The organism is Actibacterium pelagium (assembly GCF_002285415.1).
Lineage (GTDB): Bacteria > Pseudomonadota > Alphaproteobacteria > Rhodobacterales > Rhodobacteraceae > Actibacterium_B > Actibacterium_B pelagium.
Window position 1 is genome coordinate 271709 of sequence record NZ_NSBU01000004.1, and the last position, 17540, is coordinate 289248.

At 58.8% G+C, this 17540-nt stretch carries 17 protein-coding genes; 8 read left to right on the forward strand and 9 right to left on the reverse strand.

Annotation, left to right across the window (positions count from 1 at the left end; translation table 11 throughout):
- Nucleotide 1: 1 nt before the first annotated feature.
- From CLM58_RS01560 to CLM58_RS01570, 3 genes are all read right to left on the reverse strand, one after another.
- Nucleotides 2–424 (reverse strand): OsmC family protein, encoded by a 423-nt coding sequence (locus tag CLM58_RS01560; protein WP_095594154.1) that lies wholly within the window; start codon nt 422–424, stop codon nt 2–4.
- Nucleotides 425–500: 76 nt separating this feature from the next.
- Entirely contained in the window at nt 501–1313 is an 813-nt protein-coding gene (locus CLM58_RS01565; protein WP_229666171.1) for a heme-dependent oxidative N-demethylase family protein, read from the reverse strand.
- A gap of 11 nt (nt 1314–1324) precedes the next feature.
- Nucleotides 1325–2143 carry a sulfotransferase family protein gene (locus CLM58_RS01570; RefSeq protein ID WP_095594155.1) on the reverse strand — a complete coding sequence of 273 codons (819 nt, stop codon included), beginning with the start codon at nt 2141–2143 and terminating at the stop codon, nt 1325–1327.
- A gap of 138 nt (nt 2144–2281) precedes the next feature.
- Here CLM58_RS01570 and CLM58_RS01575 point away from each other — a divergent pair, with 138 nt between their 5' ends.
- The 4 genes from CLM58_RS01575 to CLM58_RS01590 all read left to right on the forward strand — a co-directional run bounded on the left by CLM58_RS01575 (nt 2282) and on the right by CLM58_RS01590 (nt 7736).
- Nucleotides 2282–3859: a DUF5928 domain-containing protein gene (locus tag CLM58_RS01575; protein ID WP_095594156.1), complete on the forward strand. Its 1578-nt coding sequence runs from the start codon at nt 2282–2284 to the stop codon at nt 3857–3859.
- Nucleotides 3860–3866: 7 nt separating this feature from the next.
- On the forward strand, nt 3867–4247 hold the full coding sequence (locus CLM58_RS01580) for an HIT domain-containing protein (protein ID WP_095594157.1): 381 nt from the start codon (nt 3867–3869) through the stop codon (nt 4245–4247).
- Between the two features lie 156 nt (nt 4248–4403).
- Nucleotides 4404–5366 carry a deoxyribose-phosphate aldolase gene (gene deoC, locus CLM58_RS01585; RefSeq protein WP_095594158.1) on the forward strand — a complete coding sequence of 321 codons (963 nt, stop codon included), beginning with the start codon at nt 4404–4406 and terminating at the stop codon, nt 5364–5366.
- Between the two features lie 9 nt (nt 5367–5375).
- Nucleotides 5376–7736, forward strand: coding sequence for an aldehyde dehydrogenase family protein (locus tag CLM58_RS01590; protein WP_095594159.1), 2361 nt, complete (start codon nt 5376–5378; stop codon nt 7734–7736).
- A gap of 12 nt (nt 7737–7748) precedes the next feature.
- On the opposite strand, the gene ygiD is transcribed toward CLM58_RS01590, so the two are convergent.
- Both ygiD and CLM58_RS01600 read right to left on the reverse strand, forming a co-directional pair.
- On the reverse strand, nt 7749–8570 hold the full coding sequence (gene ygiD / locus CLM58_RS01595; protein WP_095594160.1) for a 4,5-DOPA-extradiol-dioxygenase: 822 nt from the start codon (nt 8568–8570) through the stop codon (nt 7749–7751).
- Between the two features lie 54 nt (nt 8571–8624).
- Nucleotides 8625–9059 carry a DoxX family protein gene (locus tag CLM58_RS01600; RefSeq protein ID WP_095594161.1) on the reverse strand — a complete coding sequence of 145 codons (435 nt, stop codon included), beginning with the start codon at nt 9057–9059 and terminating at the stop codon, nt 8625–8627.
- Nucleotides 9060–9181: 122 nt separating this feature from the next.
- Here CLM58_RS01600 and CLM58_RS01605 point away from each other — a divergent pair, with 122 nt between their 5' ends.
- Nucleotides 9182–10081, forward strand: a complete 900-nt coding sequence (locus CLM58_RS01605) for a LysR family transcriptional regulator (protein WP_095594162.1) — start codon at nt 9182–9184, stop codon at nt 10079–10081.
- A gap of 14 nt (nt 10082–10095) precedes the next feature.
- Here CLM58_RS01605 and CLM58_RS01610 read toward each other — a convergent pair whose 3' ends face one another.
- The 4 genes from CLM58_RS01610 to CLM58_RS01625 all read right to left on the reverse strand — a co-directional run bounded on the left by CLM58_RS01610 (nt 10096) and on the right by CLM58_RS01625 (nt 14346).
- On the reverse strand, nt 10096–11307 hold the full coding sequence (locus CLM58_RS01610) for a CaiB/BaiF CoA transferase family protein (protein ID WP_233132957.1): 1212 nt from the start codon (nt 11305–11307) through the stop codon (nt 10096–10098).
- Nucleotides 11273–12796 (reverse strand): tripartite tricarboxylate transporter permease, encoded by a 1524-nt coding sequence (locus CLM58_RS01615; protein WP_095594163.1) that lies wholly within the window; start codon nt 12794–12796, stop codon nt 11273–11275. Before CLM58_RS01615 ends, CLM58_RS01610 begins: the two co-directional genes overlap by 35 nt.
- Nucleotide 12797: 1 nt before the next feature.
- A complete protein-coding gene (locus CLM58_RS01620) occupies nt 12798–13289 on the reverse strand; it encodes a tripartite tricarboxylate transporter TctB family protein (protein ID WP_095594164.1) in 492 nt (163 codons plus the stop codon).
- A gap of 76 nt (nt 13290–13365) precedes the next feature.
- A complete protein-coding gene (locus CLM58_RS01625; RefSeq protein WP_095594165.1) occupies nt 13366–14346 on the reverse strand; it encodes a Bug family tripartite tricarboxylate transporter substrate binding protein in 981 nt (326 codons plus the stop codon).
- Between the two features lie 109 nt (nt 14347–14455).
- Between CLM58_RS01625 and CLM58_RS01630 the strand changes: the two genes are divergently transcribed.
- The 3 genes from CLM58_RS01630 to CLM58_RS01640 are packed head-to-tail and all read left to right on the forward strand — an operon-like array spanning nt 14456 to nt 17480.
- Nucleotides 14456–15121, forward strand: coding sequence for a response regulator transcription factor (locus tag CLM58_RS01630; protein WP_095594166.1), 666 nt, complete (start codon nt 14456–14458; stop codon nt 15119–15121).
- A complete protein-coding gene (locus CLM58_RS01635; RefSeq protein ID WP_095594167.1) occupies nt 15118–16494 on the forward strand; it encodes a sensor histidine kinase in 1377 nt (458 codons plus the stop codon). Before CLM58_RS01630 ends, CLM58_RS01635 begins: the two co-directional genes overlap by 4 nt.
- Nucleotides 16464–17480, forward strand: coding sequence for an ABC transporter substrate-binding protein (locus tag CLM58_RS01640; protein WP_095594168.1), 1017 nt, complete (start codon nt 16464–16466; stop codon nt 17478–17480). Before CLM58_RS01635 ends, CLM58_RS01640 begins: the two co-directional genes overlap by 31 nt.
- The last annotated feature ends 60 nt before the right edge of the window (nt 17481–17540 follow it).

The window sequence follows — 17540 nt, forward strand, 5'->3', positions numbered from 1 at the left end:
CTTACTCGCCCGCTTCAATGACTTCGAAATCATGCGTGACCTCGGCGGACTTAGCGACCATCGCCGAGGCAGAGCAGTACTTGTCTACCGACAGGGCAATCGCGCGCTCAACCCGCTTTTGATCGACACCGCGACCGATGACGATGAAGTGCAGATGGACCTTCACGAAAACCTTGGGGTCCGTCTCGGCCCGCTCAGCGGTCATTTCAACCTGAACGTCTTCGATGTTTTGACGGCTTTTCTCTAGGATCGACACGACGTCATAGGCAGAGCAGCCGCCGGTCCCCAGAAGCACCAGTTCCATCGGGGACGGGCCCGGGGTGGCATCGCTGTCGCCATGTTTGGTGCCCAGCACAATGGAGTGGCCAGTGCCTGAGGTGCCGATGAAGGTCCGGTTCTCGGCCCATTTGATGCGTGCTTTCATGGTTTGACCCTCTGAGAGATTGGATTTCAGCCTGTATGACGGGGTTTTTACGGGGATTGAAGCCAGATTTTATGCGTCAATCCAGCGTTTGTGGCGGCGACACCGGCAAGTCATCAAGCCGCCATTGATAGGTGTGGATCGAAAACAGGATCGCCCGCGTTTCTGGCAGGCGCACCAGACATTGGCGTTCCGACCTGAAATATTCCGGTGTCTCTTTTTGCCTCGGCCTGTGGTGATCGGCCTCGGTTTCCGGTGTGAATAGCTCGGCGTCCGATTTGAAATTCCCGTTCCACCGCATGATCGGCCGGTCCGGTTGAACACCGTTCATCAGCCGGCCAACCCGTTTCGCGGCCATCTCGTCATAGACAGAAACCGGCGCGTGAATGCGGATCATGGAGCGACCCAGTTTCTCGGCAAGGGTCCAACCCGATGGAAAGCAAAGAACGGCGGCGACAAGCTGGTATTCATCGCCGCGGCTTTCCAGCAGGCAGAGATCTTCCTGCACCAGCTGCGCCAAAGTGGTCAGCGGATCGCCAAGCTGAACCTCGCGGCCATCGGGGCAGGTAACGAAATCCCCTTGGAACCGGTATTGTGGATTGGTGCGCAAGATATCCAGCACCCGCTCGAGCAGCTCTGCGATCGCGGGGCCGGCCTCTTCGGTTTGTCCGATAACGGCATCCCTGTTCGCTTGGATCAGATGCAACCTTTCCTGCATCTGCCCGGCGTAGGTATCGCTGATGTGCAGCCAGTCATCGGGACCAATGGCTTCGGTGCCGGGGATCGAGCTGAAGCGCGGCTTCTCCCACGGTGCAGTGGCCAAAGGTTGGTTGATCAAGGCAGAGCGGTCCGGCCTTGGCGCCAGGGCAGAGATGTCTTCAGATTGCGGCACGTGACCTATTTCTAATCCCCGAGTTTCGCGTGCACTTCGTCCAGATCGACCTCGCCCAAGGGCATCTTGTTACCTGGGTTCTCAAAGTCGTATTGGAACAGCTTGAAGTCACGGTGATACATCTCCCACACAAGGTGCATCGACAGGTCGTCGAAATAGTCTTCGACCGGATGCGCCCGCTTTGGGCCGTGGCCTTCGGATTCGTTGAAGCGCGGGACAGAGGCCAGATCGACGGGCTTGGGCGTCTTGATCGCATCAAGGACGCTTTGCATCCCTTCGTTAAACTTCTCGGTGAAGAAGATGTTGTCGTAACGCCCACCGTTTACGATGAAGGTCGAAACATGGCCCGACATGGCCGACCAGTGAATGTCCGGGTCCATGGGCCTGCGCCAGCGGATGGTGTCGCGCGCAAACAGCAGAAAGCGGCGGAAGGACTGGATCTGGTCGAACTCGAACCCGTTATCAGGGTCGCCGACCTCGATCCCGTATTTCTGGATCAAAAGCGGGACAAGGTTACCACGATACCGCTTGCCGTTACGCTGAATGCCGCAAATCTTGTCGAAGAAGGATGACAGGATGCGGGTGTAGGGGTTTCGAACGCAGGTGAAGGCATAGGACTTATGCGCCTGAACGTTAGCCTCTATCAGCTTTTGGCTGTCTTCGATGGCCCATTTGTGCATGCCACCCTTGGCGTCATGAATGTCCCCGTCAAAGAACTCTCCATGATCGGAGTAGTACATGATCTGTCCGATCGTTGAGCAGGCACATTTCGGAACGACGCGATAGACGACGCTTTCGCTCTCGGTCATCCAAGTTCCGGGGAAACCCATTTAGCCTACTCCTGATGCACTCAATATGAATTTGTCGTAACTGTTGTGGCGTAAAGAAACAAAAAACGGCTGTTTTATCAACGCATGTTCGCGTAAGCAGCAATTTGAAACGCGAAAAAATGAGGCCCGACGCACCTTATGGCGAAAATTGCCTACATCTTGCTGTGCCACAAGGACCCCAAAGCCATCATCGCTCAGGCAGAGCGGCTTACGGCGACAGGCGATTATATCGCGATCCATTTCGATTCCAGTGCACGTGCAGAAGACTTCAGGGCAATTCAGGCCGCTTTGGGTGACAACCCGAACGTGGTTTTCGCCCGCCGCCGGATCAGCTGCGGATGGGGGGAATGGTCGCTGGTGCAGGCCTCGCTTTACGCGGTAGAGGCTGCTGAAGCCAAGTTCCATGATGCGACGCATTTCTACATGCTGTCGGGCGACTGCATGCCGATCAAATCCTCGGTCTATATCCACGATTTTCTAGACCGGAACGACAAGGATTTTGTCGAAGGGCATGACTTCTTTTCTTCGGACTGGATCAAGACCGGCATGAAAGAAGACCGGCTGCATTACCGGCATTTCTTCAACGAACGCGGCCAGAAGTGGTTGTTCTATCAGTCTTTGGAATGGCAACGCCGTCTGGGCCTGTCGCGCGAAGTACCCAAGGATATCCGCGTGCGCATCGGCAGCCAGTGGTGGTGCCTGCGCCGCCGCACGGTCGAGGCCTTGCTGGACTTCGTTCGCGAACGGCCGGATATCAAGAAATTCTTCAAAACTACTTGGATCCCGGACGAGACCTTTTTCCAGACCCTTGTTTGGCACCTGATCCCCGAGCCGCAGATCGAATGCCGGACCCTGACCTTTCTGCTGTTCACCGACTACGGCATGCCGGTGAATTTCTATGACGACCAGTACGAGATGCTTATGGCGCAGGACAGCCTGTTTGCCCGCAAGATCTCGCCCGAGGCAACAAAGCTGAAGGGCAAGCTTGGTGCGCTTTATTCCGACGACGAGGCACAGTTCGCGATCTCGAACGAGGGGCCGCGGATGCACGCGTTCCTGACCGGACGTGGGCGGATCGGCCGGCGCTATGCGCAACGGTTCTGGGAGGCCGAATCCAGCCTTGGCCGCTCTCGCGAGTTGCTGATCGTGACCTGCAAGAAATGGCACGTGGCCAAGCGGTTGCTGCATCAGATCGCACCGCAAATGAACCTGCCGATGGTCGAATACCTGTTTGACGAAGAAGACACCGCGATGCCCGATCTGGGCGGTGTGGAGTCGACCCTTGCCAAGCGTACCCGCCACCGTCGCGCCTTGGTGCGGATGCTGATGGATCACTATGACACCGACCGTCTGTTGATCTGTCTGGACCCAAAGAACCTTGATCTGATTCAGGATTTCTATTCCGACCGGTGCACCACGCGCCTTTTGGAGATCGAGTGTAACTTCACCGACGAATACCTGATGGGTCATGCGCGTCGCGTCGGGCTGATCGCACCAAAGACCCCCGATGAATCCATCGACCGCCTGATGCCCACCATCCGCTATGACGTGGTTTATGAAAGCGAACGCCTGAAAGAGGCCGACTTTCCCAACGCATATCGCATCCGCGAGTGGGTCTCGCCAGAAGAGAACACAAATGCGCTTGCTGCCTTCCTGACCTTACCGCAGGATACCGCCCGAAAGATCGCGAGTGCCGATCACATTTATGCCGACTGAGGGACCCATGGCCTATTCCTACGACGACCAGAATATTTTCGCGAAAATCCTGCGCGGAGAGATTCCAAACTCTACCGTGCTAGAGACAGAGCACACTCTGGCCTTTCGCGATATCGCACCGCAAGCACCCGAACATGTTCTGGTGATCCCCAAGGGCGCCTATGTGAACTATGACCACTTTGCGAACGAAGCCTCGGACGCCGAGATCATCGACTATACGCGCGCGATCGGAAAGATCTGCAAAATGCTGGGCGTGGAGCCGGGTGAAGGTGGAAACGGGTATCGTCTGCTGGCCAACGCGGGCAATGATGCGATCCAGGATGTGTTCCATTTGCATGTCCACATCTGTGCAGGGCGCAATCTGGGCCCGATGCTAAAGAAGGCCTGATCCGCCAAGGGGCGCGGCCCCTGCAGCAATTCTAAGTCCAAGAACGTCACGGCAGGTGGCGCAGGGCGTGCAGTTAGTGCATGATCTCCTGACGCGTTTTGCGTAACCTGAGAGTCGCACCGCGATTATCCTGGCGCGGTTGAAGGAGCACATGACATGGCCCCAGGGCACAATAGTTTTCCGCGAAATCCGGGCATGGCTTTGGACACAGCGATGTTCGAAGGCCATCCGGTCAACCGCACCGCAGCCGCGCGTCGCGCGGCGCAGCTGACCACGCGCAGGACGGTGAAGAAAGAGTTTCAGGCCGCATGGCTGGTCAATGCGATCCGCTGCATTGACCTGACGACTTTGGCTGGCGACGACACTGCGGGTCGGGTTCGCCGTCTGTGCGCCAAAGCACGCCAACCGATTGCCTCGCATATTCTGGACGGGCTTGGTCTGGACAGCCTGCATACCGGCGCGGTCTGCGTCTATCCCACGATGGTTCCCCACGCGGTAAAGGCGCTGGAGGGGACGAATATTCCTGTCGCCTCTGTTGCCACGGGGTTCCCGGCGGGGCTGATGCCCCTGAACCTGCGGCTAGAGGAAATCCGTTGGGCCGTTGCCCAAGGCGCAACCGAAATCGACATCGTCATCACCCGCGAACACGTGCTGACCCAGAACTGGCAGGCGCTCTATGACGAGGTCGCCGCCATGCGCGAGGCCTGTGGCGACGCGCATCTGAAGGCCATTCTCGCCACCGGCGACCTGCAAACGCTGCGCAATGTCTACGCGGCCTCGATGGTGGCCATGCAGGCGGGCTCTGATTTCATCAAGACCTCGACCGGCAAGGAAGGCGTCAATGCGACCCTGCCCGTGTCGCTGACCATGGTTCGCGCCCTGCGCGACTACGGCGATGCGACGGGCCACATGGTGGGCTTCAAACCCGCTGGCGGCATGAAGACCGCCAAGGACGCAATCGCCTGGCAGATCCTCATGAAAGAGGAAATGGGCAACCGCTGGCTGCAACCGGACCTGTTCAGGCTTGGGGCCTCGTCGATGCTGGGTGATGTGGAACGCCAGCTCGAACATCACGTCACCGGGCGCTATGCCGCCGCCCATCGCCACGCTTTGGCTTAAGGAGCGATCATGCCGTCTGTATCCGACATTCTGGACAATCTGGACTATGGGCCCGCGGCCGAGGACGCCCGGGTCGTGGAAAGCTGGCTGGCTGAGAACAGCGCAGGCTTCGGGCATTTCATCAACGGGGCTTTTACCGCACCCGAGGACCTGTTCGACGTGGAAAGCCCGGCCACTGGCAAGGTCATTGCCAAGGTCAGCCAAGGCGACCCCGAGGCCGTGAAGACGGCGATCGAGTCCGCACGAGCCGCGCAAACCGGTTGGGCCGCGCTGTCGGGCCACGAACGGGCCAAGTACCTTTACGCGATTGCGCGCCACGTGCAGCAGCACGCCCGTTTCCTTGCCGTGCTAGAGACGTTGGACAACGGCAAGCCGATCCGCGAGACGCGGGATATCGACGTGCCGCTGGTGGCCCGTCATTTCTATCATCACGCCGGGTGGGCCGAGCTGCTGGAAGATGAATTTCCCGGCCAGCAACCGCATGGGGTCTGCGCGCAGATTATCCCGTGGAACTTCCCGCTGTTGATGCTGGCTTGGAAAGTGGCCCCGGCACTGGCGGCGGGGAATACTGTTGTTCTGAAAGCCGCAGAATACACGCCGATGACCGCACTGGCCTTTGGCAAAATCGCACAAGAGGTTGGCCTGCCGAAGGGTGTTTTAAATATCCTGACCGGCGACGGCGAAACCGGGGCAGAGCTTGTCGGCCATTCCGGTATCGACAAGGTCGCCTTTACGGGCTCTACCGAAGTGGGCCGCGTGATCCGCAAGCAAACCGCCGGACGCGGCATTCCCCTGACGCTGGAACTGGGCGGAAAGTCCCCCTTCATCGTCTTCGCTGATGCCGATCTGGACGCTGCCGTCGAAGGCGTGGTGGACGCCATCTGGTTCAACCAAGGTCAGGTTTGCTGCGCGGGCTCTCGTATCTTGGTGGCCGAGGCCGTGGCACCGCGTTTCACCGAATTACTGAAAGCCCGCATGCAAAAACTGCGTGTCGGCAACCCGCTGGACAAGTCCATCGACATGGGGGCGATTGTGCATCCGGTTCAGCTGGACCGCATTCGCGACCTTGTGGGCAAAGGCGTCGAAGAGGGCGCAACGCTGACCCAAGGCACTGCGCCCGAGGGCTGTTTCTTCCCGCCGACCATCGCCGAAGGGGTAGAGCCCGCCTCGACCCTTGCCACCGAAGAGGTCTTTGGCCCTGTCGTGACGCTGACCACCTTCCGCACTCCGGAAGACGCTGTGGCACTGGCCAACAGCACCGCCTATGGGCTGGCCGCGTCGGTCTGGTCAGAGAATGTGAACCTTGCGCTGGATATCGCGGCCAAGGTTCAGGCAGGCGTCGTCTGGGTGAACGCAACGAACCTGTTCGACGCCGCCGCCGGCTTTGGCGGCTACCGCGAAAGCGGCTTTGGCCGCGAAGGTGGGCGCGAAGGCATGGGGGCTTACCTCAAATCACCGCTGAAACAGCTTGGCGAGCCCGAACCCGAAGCCAAAGCGCCCGAGGCGGCGCCGGGAACGCAGATGTCGGCCACCACCATCGACCGTACCGCCAAGATGTATATCGGTGGCAAACAGGCGCGGCCTGACAGCGGCTATGTCTACCCGGTTCATGGCTCGCACGGGGCCAAAGGTCTGGCAGGACTTGGCAGCCGCAAAGACATCCGGAACGCGGTGGAAGCGGCGCATAAAGCATCGGGCTGGGGAAAGGCCACCGGCCACAACCGGGCACAGGTTCTGTACTATCTGGCCGAGAACCTTTCTGCCCGCCGCACCGAATTCATCGAACGGCTGCACAGCTTCAAGATGCCAGCCGAACAGGCAGAGCAAGAGGTCGACCTGACCCTGCGCCGCTGCTTCTGGTACGCCGCGCAGGCGGACAAGTTCGACGGGGCCGTGCATTCAACCCAGTCGTCCTATGTCACCCTTGCCATGCACGAGCCTATCGGGGTCGTCGGGGTTGCCTGCCCGGATCGCTTGCCGCTGCTTGGGTTCGCCTCGTTGGTGCTGCCCGCCATTGCCATGGGCAATTCCGTGGTCGCGATCCCCTCGCAAAGCCATCCCTTGTCTGTCACGGACCTGTATCAGGTGCTGGAGACGTCAGACGTTCCTGCCGGGGTCGTCAACATCGTCACCGGTCCCCGCGACGAGCTGGCCAAGACACTGGCCGCGCATGATGACGTGGCGGCCATGTGGTTCTTTGGCACCCCACAGGGCTGCGCGATGGTCGAAGCTGAAAGCGCCGGAAACCTGAAGCAGACATGGGCCGAAGTGGCCGGGTTGCGTGACTTCACCGGCCCGGATGGTCAGGGGCGGGCCTTCTTGCAGAAGGCAACGCAGGTCAAAAACATCTGGGTGCCCTACGGAGAGTAGGCGCCCAGAGCTTTAGCTGTGATAGACGAAGGACCGCATAGAGACCGATCCAAGGTCGATCTGGTCTGTCATGAAGGTCAATTGGTCACGAGCATCCGAGGCACCGGCCACTGTCAGTGCCGGCAAATAGTGGTCCACGGTGGGATGGGCCATCCGCAACAGGCTGCCAAGTGCGGCACGGTCGGTTAGGGCTGCGAAATCGCGTTCTTCCAGACGGTTTTTGAACAGCTGGTCGAACTCGACCGCGAAATCGTGCGGCGTGCCGCCGGGTTGCATCGCGCGTAGATTATGCACCACGTTGCCTGACGCCAAGATCAGGACACCCCGATCGCGAAGTTGCGAGAGCGTCTTGCCAATCTCCAGATGCCAGTCCAGGTCCTTGGTCATGTCGATTGACAGCTGGAACACCGGAACATCAGCTTCGGGGTAGAGGTATTTCAGCACTGCCCATGCGCCGTGGTCCAGACCCCATTGTTCGTCCTCTTCGGCGTGATGGCTGGCAAGCAGCGACACAACTTCTCGGGCAAGCGTTGGGTCGCCGGGAGCAGGATAGGTCATCTCGTACAAGGGCTGGGGGAACCCATAGAAGTCGTGGATCGTGCGCGGCGCGGCAGAGACATCCACCAGCGTCGAACCTTTGGTCATCCAATGCGCGGAGACCACAAGGATCGCCTTGGGGCGTGGCAAGGCCTGCCCAAGTTCAGTCCAGGCCCGGCTGTAGGCATTGTCTTCAAGGACATTCATCGGGCTGCCATGGCCAAGAAACACCAACGGCATGCGCGCGCTTGGGTTCAGGCTGTCACGCAGATTCTGCAGGGATTGGGTAACGCTCATCGCAGGTCTCCGAATAGAAAAGGGGCCGCCCTAGGCGACCCCAGTGTGCAGGGTTCAGGCGAATTGACCAAGGGTTCGGTCAAGAACCGGCAGCTTCAGGGCAAACGCGCCACGACCCAACAGGGCAATCGCAACATGCGCCGCTACCCAGAAAAGTGGGAATTCCCAGCCACCGCCCTCTGCCGAGAACAGCCAGCCATTGCCTGCATGCACCCAAGTGGCTCCGATCAAAATCGGAAGCAGTGCAAGGGCCACAGGGCGAACAGCAACGCCAAGGATAAGCGCGGCGCCACCAGCCAGTTCGGCCAGAATGGTCAGGTATGCAAAGAGGCCCGGCAGGCCGAGGCTTTCAAAGTAGCCAACGGTGCCAGCAATGGTGAACACGTTCACCTTCAGCAGGCCGTGGGCAATCATCAGCGAACCACTGGTCACGCGCAGAACAAGCGCTGCGTAATCAGCAGAGGTATTATGAGTCGTTTGATCGGTCATTTGTCGTCTCCATCAACGGGTGTCGTTCCTATTCTGCAAGGAACCTAGGACTTGCAACGACGGAACAAAATGGCGAAGGTATTGAATGACTTTCGCCATATTGTTCTTAATGGAAGCGTCACATGGATCTGATTGACGGGCTTCGCGCCTTTGTCGCCACAGCGCAAACCGGGTCTTTCACGGAAGCTGCCAGCCAACTGGGCATCTCTAACCGGCTGACGTCCAAATACGTCGGAGAGCTAGAGGTTCGCCTTGGCACGCGCCTGTTTCAGCGTACCACGCGCAAGGTTGGTCTGACGCCGGCAGGAGAGAGCCTTTTGGCAAGGGCCCCCGCACTGTTGGATTCACTCGACGACATTCTGGCCGACATGACGGAAGAATCCCGCGGGTTCTCGGGCGTTTTGCGCGTGTCGGCGCCCGTTACCTTTGGTGAGCTTTATATCACCGGCATGTTGGGACGGTTTGCGGCCTCTCATCCAGATCTGACCATCGATCTGCAATTGGACGACCGATATGTCGATCTGGCTGCGGGCGGGATCGACGTCGCGTTTCGACTGGGCCGATCAGATGTCTTGTCCCTGAAATCCCGTAAGCTTGGAGAGGTGCGTTCGGTCGTGGCGGCCAGCCCCGATTACCTTGCCAAACACGGCGCACCGGTAACCCCAAACGACTTGGCCAAACATGCTGGGATTATCGACAACAATCGCCGGGACCTGCGCAAGCTGTCCTTCTGGAAGGACGACAAGGAAGACCGGATCAGCCTGTCGGGGCGGTTCAGCGTGAACTCTGCAAGAGCCGCCAGCGAACTGGCCGTAGCCGGACACGGGGTCGTGTTCTCGCCCGCGTTTGCATTGCAGGACCACTTGGCCGCGGGCAGGCTGACGGAACTTCTGACCGATTACGCCAGCGAAACCATCCGCGTGAATGCGGTATATCTGGAAGGCCATGACCTGCCCCGCAAAACGCGTGCTTTGATCGACTTTGCCGTCACAGACTTCAGGGCCCGTTCCGCTGAATTCTGACCTGAAGCCTTCGCTTAGATGATCCCCTGTTGTGTCAGGCTGTCGATCTCTTGTTCTGTCAGGCCAATTTCGGACCATACAGAGGTGTTGTCGGCGCCCAGTGCCGGTGGCGCGGTTTTCGCCTTGGGCCGGGATCCGTCGGTGATAATCGGGCTGCCGGAGAGACGAAGCTGTTCCTCTCCCATCTGGATCGTGTCGATCAGTCCCCGGCCTGCGATTTGAGGATCGTCCAAAGCTTCTGGAAGCCCAAGAACCGGACCGGTTGGTACACTGATTGCGTTCAGCTCTGCCACCCAATCGGCGGCAGGTCGCAATCTCAGCGTCTTTTCCAGCTCGTCCCGCAAGGCGTGGCGATTGCGTTTGCGATGCTCTCGGGTGGTGTAATCCGGGTGTTCCAACAGATCGTCCCGTCCCAGATGCCGCGCCAATGCCTGCCATTGTTCATCACGATTGGCCGCAATGTTGATCGGGTTATCGGCGGTTTGGAACGTGCCTGACGGGGCCGAGGTGGTGTTTTCATTCCCGTGGGCCGCCGGGGGCACGCCACCAATCAGGTGGTTCGAAACCACCCAACCCATGGTCGAGATCACAGCCTCGGTCATCGAGATATCCAGAAAGGTGCCACGCGGGTTGGCGTTCAACGCGGCGGCAATCGCGAAGGCCGCGGTCAAACCACCCACCGTGTCTGCCAGCGGATACCCAACGCGATAGGGCGCAGTATCGGGGGCCCCAGTGATCGACATGACACCGCTGATGCCTTGAACAATTTGGTCGTAGGCCGGGTCGTCCTTCCGAGGCCCATCCTGCCCAAACCCACTGATCGCACAATAGATCAGATTGGGGTTTTCTTGCCGCAGGACCTGATGCCCAAGACCCAGACGGTCCATGACGCCCGGACGAAAGTTCTCGACCAGCACATCGGCAGAACGGACAAGCTGTTTCAGCAGCTCTTTGCCCCGTTCGGCCTTCATGTCGAGTGTTACGGATTTCTTGCCGGCGTTCTGCGCCAAGAAGCTGATCCCCATACCCGCCTTGTTACGGGCCGGGTCGGCGCCCAGCACCCGCGCAAGATCGCCAGAGCCGGGACGTTCGACCTTGATGACCTCTGCCCCCATAAGGGCAAGCTGATAGCAGCAGTAGGGTCCGGCCAAGACATTCGTCAGGTCAAGGACACGGACCCCAGCCAGCGGATCAATCACCTTCGGCCACCCCTTCGGCGCGGTCACGTGCTCGGCGCTGGCGATAGCTGGGTAGCACGACAAGGATAACCGCAAGCACCAGCAGGGCCAGTGTCATGGGACGATCCCAGATGAAGCCAACACCATCGTAAAGCTGCATCGCGCGGGAGAAGTTGTTCTCTAGAAGCGGACCAAGGATGAAACCGATCAGCAGCGGCGCCAGCGGATAGTCGGCAAAGCGCAGCAAAGTCGCGCAGACACCAAAGCCAACGAGGATCAGCAGCTCTGTCGCGTTGTTCTGCCCGATATAGGCCCCCATCAGGGTGAAGAACAAAATGAACGGGATCAGGAAGTTCCGCGGAACAGCCAGAACCTTGGCGATATAAGGGATCAGCGGCAGGTTCAGGATCAGCAGCACAAGGTTGCCCAGATACATCGAGATGATGACCGCCCAGAAGATCTGCGGCTCGTCCACCATCAGGCGTGGCCCCGGCGATACGTTCAGCGCGATCAGCGCACCAAGCAGGATCGCCGTGGTCCCGGAGCCCGGAATCCCCAGTGTCAGCAGCGGCACGAACGACCCGGTACAGGCCGCGTTATTGGCGCTTTCGGGTGCGGCGATGCCTTTGACGGATCCCTTGCCGAACTGTTCCTGTTCCTCTTTCGAGGCGATGTTGCGTTCAACCGCATAGCCAAGGAAAGACGCGATCGTGGCCCCTGCACCCGGCAGAACGCCGATGAAGAACCCCTGCAGCGACTGGCGACCAATCACCGGGGTGATCCGGCGCGCCTCGTCCCTGGTGATGCGCAGATCCTTGATCTCGGAATTGTCGCTGCCATCCGCGGATTTCGAGCGATTGGGATCCAGCACAAGGAAAATAGCCTCGGGCAGGGCAAACAGCGCCATGGCAAGCGTGATGAAACCAAAGCCTGATTGCAGGTCCATGATCCCCATCGTGAAGCGTGGAGCGTTGAATAGAACGCCTTCGCCGACGGTGGCCATGATCAGGCCAAGGAAGGTCATTAGCAGCGCCTTGGTCACCTGTCCGGTTCCGGCAAAGGCCGCGATGGCCGAAAGGCCGACAACCATCAAAGCGAAGTATTCAGACGAATGGAACAACAGCGCGACAGAGGCCAGCGCCGGGGCAAAGATCATTAGTAGCACGGCGCCAATGGTGCCGCCTGCAAAGCTAGAGATCGCGGCGACGGTCAGCGCCTTGCCAGCCTTGCCCTGTCGGGTCATCGGATAGCCGTCAAAGCTGGTGGCCACGGTTGATGCGACCCCCGGCGCGTTGATCAGGATCGAAGAGGTCGAGCCGCCGAAGACGGCCCCGTAATACACGCCCGCCAGCAGGATCAGTGCGGCAGAAGGGTCACCGATGGTGATAGCTACGGGGATCATGATCGCGATAATCGACATCGGGCCAAGACCCGGCAGCATGCCGATAAATGTGCCGATCAGACAGCCGCCGATCACCATCAGAATGTTTGTAAAGGTAAAGGCCGTTGCAAGGCCGGTCATCAGTCCTTCAAGCATGTCAGCCTCCGTTCAACATAGCGGGTAGTGGGCTTAGGAAGATGCCAAGCACGGCGTCGACCAGATACCAGATAAAACCAGCAGCAATGGCAGAGACCACCGCCATCAGGACGTATCGACGCTCTCCCAGGATGAAACTGCCAACGAACAGGAACAGGAAGGTTGACCCCAAAAAGCCCAAGGGGCGCAGCAGCAGGGCATAGGCCACCATCAGACCCAGCAACATCAGCGCTTGACCAACCTTGTATTCGCCAAGGTTCGCAAGGTTGATATCAGCGGCCTCTTTCTTGGTCGGGGACTTCTCGATGCCAAGAACGATGCTGAGCGACAAAAGGATCCCGCCAACCGCCAGAACCTTCGGGAAGGTCGAGGGCCAGATGGGCCGTTGCTTCATGATCGGTGGCAGAAGCTGATCCATGGTGAAAAAGGCGGCATAGCCATAAGCCAAGCAAATCAGCAAAATGACCAGCGCAATCCAGCGATCTATCGCCATTGTCCCCTCCCTTATTTGGAAAAAATGCGGCAGGGCGAACCCAGCCGCATCGTTGTTTTAGCCAGTGATCGTCAGATCAAAGGAAGCCAAGCTTGCGCATCAGGTCGCCAATGACCTTTTCCTGATCTTCCAGGAAGCTGCGGAAGTCGTCGCCGGGGTTGTGGATGTTTACCCAACCGTTGCGGGCACGAACGGCTTCCCACTCTTCAGTGTCATACATCTTGGCGATCGCGTCCTGGTACATGGCCAGCTTGTCGTCCGGCAGACCCGGAGCCGCGAAGAAACCACGCCAGTTGACGAAGGTGGTGTCGTTGCCTTGCTCGACCATGGTCGGAGCGTCAGCATAGGCGTCAACACGTTCGGATGCAGTCACACCGATGATGCGCACTTCGCCAGCCTTGGCCAGCTCAACTGCTTCCGAGAAGCCGGTAGAGACTGCCTGAACCTCACCCGACAGCAGGCCGGCCATCGTGGCGCCACCACCGTCATAGGGGACGTATTTCATCGCAACCGGGTCAGCGCCCGCGGCCTGGAAGACCATCGCGGCAACAAGGTGATCCATACCACCCGGAACCGAGCCGCCACCAACTGCTACCTTGGACGGATCTGCGTTGAACGCACTGATCAGACCATTCACGTCCTGAATGTCGCTGTCTGCTGCAACAACCAGCGCGGCGTAGTCACCGATGGTGCCTGCAACCAGTGTCAGGTCGCGGAAGCTTTGCGGGAACACACCGGTCAGCGAGCGGATCACGATCGGGGTCGAGTTGACCATCAGGGTGCCGTGGTTGCTGGCTGCGTTCTCGATCAGGTAACCGATGGCTTTACCACCGCCGCCACCCGACATGTTCTCATAGGATGCAGAGCCAACCAGACCTGCGCCGGTCAGCGCCTCGCCGGTACCACGGGCAGTGCCGTCCCAGCCGCCGCCTGCGCCGCCGGGGATCAGGAAGTGGATGCTGTCTACAACCTGATGACCACCCGCCATCAGCGGACCAGCCAGGCTAAACGAAGCGGCAGCAGCGATCAGGGCGCGACGGCCCAATTTGAATGTCATGTGAATTTCCTCCCATTTGACAACGGCGACTTAGGCCGCTCATGTTCCGGGAAGGTGCCAAAACAATCTGACACGTACCTGACACAAACAAAGAGAGTGATTTCCGGCAATGCGCTACCTGCTGATCGAAGACAATGAAGCACTGGCGCGCGCCGTTGTGGACCGGCTGAGCCTTGACGGTCACGTGGTGGACCATGCCGAAGATCTTGCGACCGCGCAGGACTTTAGCGCCACAACCGATTACGATTTGATTTTATTAGATATTATGCTGCCTGATGGTGACGGGCGCAGCTTCCTAGCGCGCCACCGAGAGGCCAAATCCCGCACCCCTGTCATCGTGCTGACGGCGCGTTCCGAGGTGTCGGACCGGGTCGGTTTGCTGGACCTTGGGGCGGACGATTACATGGTCAAACCCATCGACTTTTCTGAACTGGAAGCCCGCTGTCGCGCTGTGCTGCGACGTCGTGGGGGCGAAGCGCGCAACGTGATTGCCTTCGGAGATCTGGAATATGATTCTCTGGCCGGGACCTTGAAAATCAACGGGACCGAGGCGCGACTGCGCACGCGCGAATTGCGCCTGTTCGAGGTTTTCATCAACGCACCCAATCAACTGTTCTCGAAACCCAAACTGGTGGATCGGCTGTTCTCTTATGACGAAGAAGCGTCGGAAAATGCGATCGAGGTATACGTCGGTCGCCTGCGCCGATGCCTTGAAGGATCGAACGTTTCGATCACCACGGTCCGCGGCCTGGGTTACAAGTTGGAGCAGAAATGACCGCTCCCACGACCAAAGGCTCTATTCGTCAACGCTTGTTGATCCTGCTGCTGGTCAACGCGGCAGTCGTGGGCCTGTTGTTGTATTTGGTGGTCCAGTCGGTGGCCCGACAGATCGCGCAGGAAAGCCAGGACAACATCCTTGCGGCCTCGGCAATTTCCATTCTGGACAGCGCTCGGGTCACCGGAGGTGAGATTTCTATCGATCTTCCGTATTCCGCCTTGTCGATGCTGGACAGCGTTACTGATGAACGTGCCTTCTATGCCATTCGACTGAATGATGAGTTCCTATCCGGCTACGAAAACCTGCCGCGGCCCGGCGATTATGTTGGGGGCAACACGGTCTTTCAGTCTGCCGCCTATCTGGGTGAGGATGTCCGAATCGCCTCTACAAGGCGCAGTTTCGCGACGGATCAGGGGCAGGCATTTCTTGAAATTTCGGTGGCCCAGACCCTGACGGGCATGAACAGAACATTGACCCGAATTTCGAGTATTTCCTTCGGGGTCGGCATCGGCTTTTTCGTTCTGTCCGCGCTGATGGCGATGTTGATTGCACGCAGCACAACACGTCCGCTGCACCGGTTGACGGCGTCAGTTTCGCGTCGCGGTCCAAGTGATCTAAGTCCGGTGGCCGCCCCGGTGCCAAGTGAAATGGCGCCGCTGGTGTCGTCGCTCAACAACTTCATGTCGCGGTTGCAGCTCTCGCTGTCTCGGTCAGAAGATTTCATTGCCGAGGCGGCCCACCGCGTCCGCACGCCGCTGGCCATTGTCCGAACACAGGCAGAGATCACCCTGCGACGGGTGGAGAAGCCTGAAAACCGGCAAGCCGTTCGCGAGATGATCCGCGCAATTGACGAAAGCTCTCGAACAGCCGGGCAATTGCTCGATCACGCGATGGTTTCATTCCGGACCGATCACCTGTCCAATGAAACTGTTAACCTTGATGTGTTGGCGCAGGAAACGGTCGAACGGCTACAACCGCTGTCGGAACTAAGGGAAGTAGAGGTCAAAGTCGTCCGGCTGGACCCCGCAGCCATTCGCGGCGACAGTATCTTGCTGCAAAGTGCCTTGCTGAACCTTTTGGACAATGCGCTTAAGTACTCCAGCCGCGACAGCAGCGTCGAGGTTTCGGTAGAAAAAGACGATACGGAAATCAGGATCGAGATTTCGGACACAGGACCGGGCTTTCCGGACTTGGACTCTGGCCAGCTTCTAGAGCGGTTTGCCCGGGGCGCGAACGCAGAAGGTGTCGTTGGGTCGGGTCTGGGTCTGACCATCGTTGATGAAGTGGTCCGCGCTCATGGGGGCACGTTGACCCTGAGCAACAAAACAGGAGGCGGCGCATGCGTAGTCTTATCTTTTCCCTTGGGCTGATGTGTCTATCGACCCTGTCCAACGCTTTCGAAGCTGAAGACCATGCAGTCTTTGGCGACGAAGACGCCGGACAGGTGCTTCGCATCATTTCCACGGCTGACATCGCGTTCTTCAAACCGATGATCCAATCTTACCTGTCAGACCACCCCGATGTGGCTGTCGACTATACGGTGGCCAGTTCAAGCGAGCTGATGCGAGCCCTGTACGAAGAAGATCTTTCATTTGATCTGGCGATCTCCAGTGCGATGGACCTGCAAACGAAGCTGGCAAATGACGGTTTGGCGCAGCGCCATTCCTCTAGCCAAACGCAGAACCTTCCTGATTGGGCGGTCTGGAACGAAATGGTCTTCGCCTTCACGCAGGAACCTGCCGCCTTCGTCATTTCCAACAAAGCCTTCGAGGGGCTGCCGCTGCCGGAAAACCGACAGCAGTTGATCAATATCTTGCGTCAGAACCCGGAGATTTTCCGGGGACGCGTTGGCACCTATGACATCCGACAGTCCGGCTCGGGCTACCTTTTCGCCACGCAGGACGCGCGGGCATCCGACACCTATTGGCGCCTGACCGAGGTCATAGGCACGCTTGACCCCAAACTGTACTGCTGCACGGCGGACATGATTGACGATGTTGTCAGCGGCGAGCTGGCGATCGCATATAACGTCCTTGCAAGCTATGCAGAGCAAAGCGCGCAGTCAGATGCCTTCACGATCATCCTGCCCTCTGACTTTGCCATCGTCATGCTGCGGACGGTGCTGATCCCGACGTCATCAGAGAAACCGGAACTGGCGGCAGGCTTCTTGGATTTCGTCTTAAGCCAGACCTTTCCGCGAGGAACCTCTCCGTTGCTGCAATCTACAATGCTGGACGACGCCAATCAGAATGCACTGCATCGGATCCGTCTGGGGCCGGGCCTTTTGGTCTATCTCGACCAGTTCAAGAACCGCAGCTTCATCGCGGAATGGGAAAGCGCGATTCTACAAGACTAAGACAAATCACCTGTCAGTCGCTTGTCAGGTGTATCTGGTACCCGTGTCGCCAAAATCATT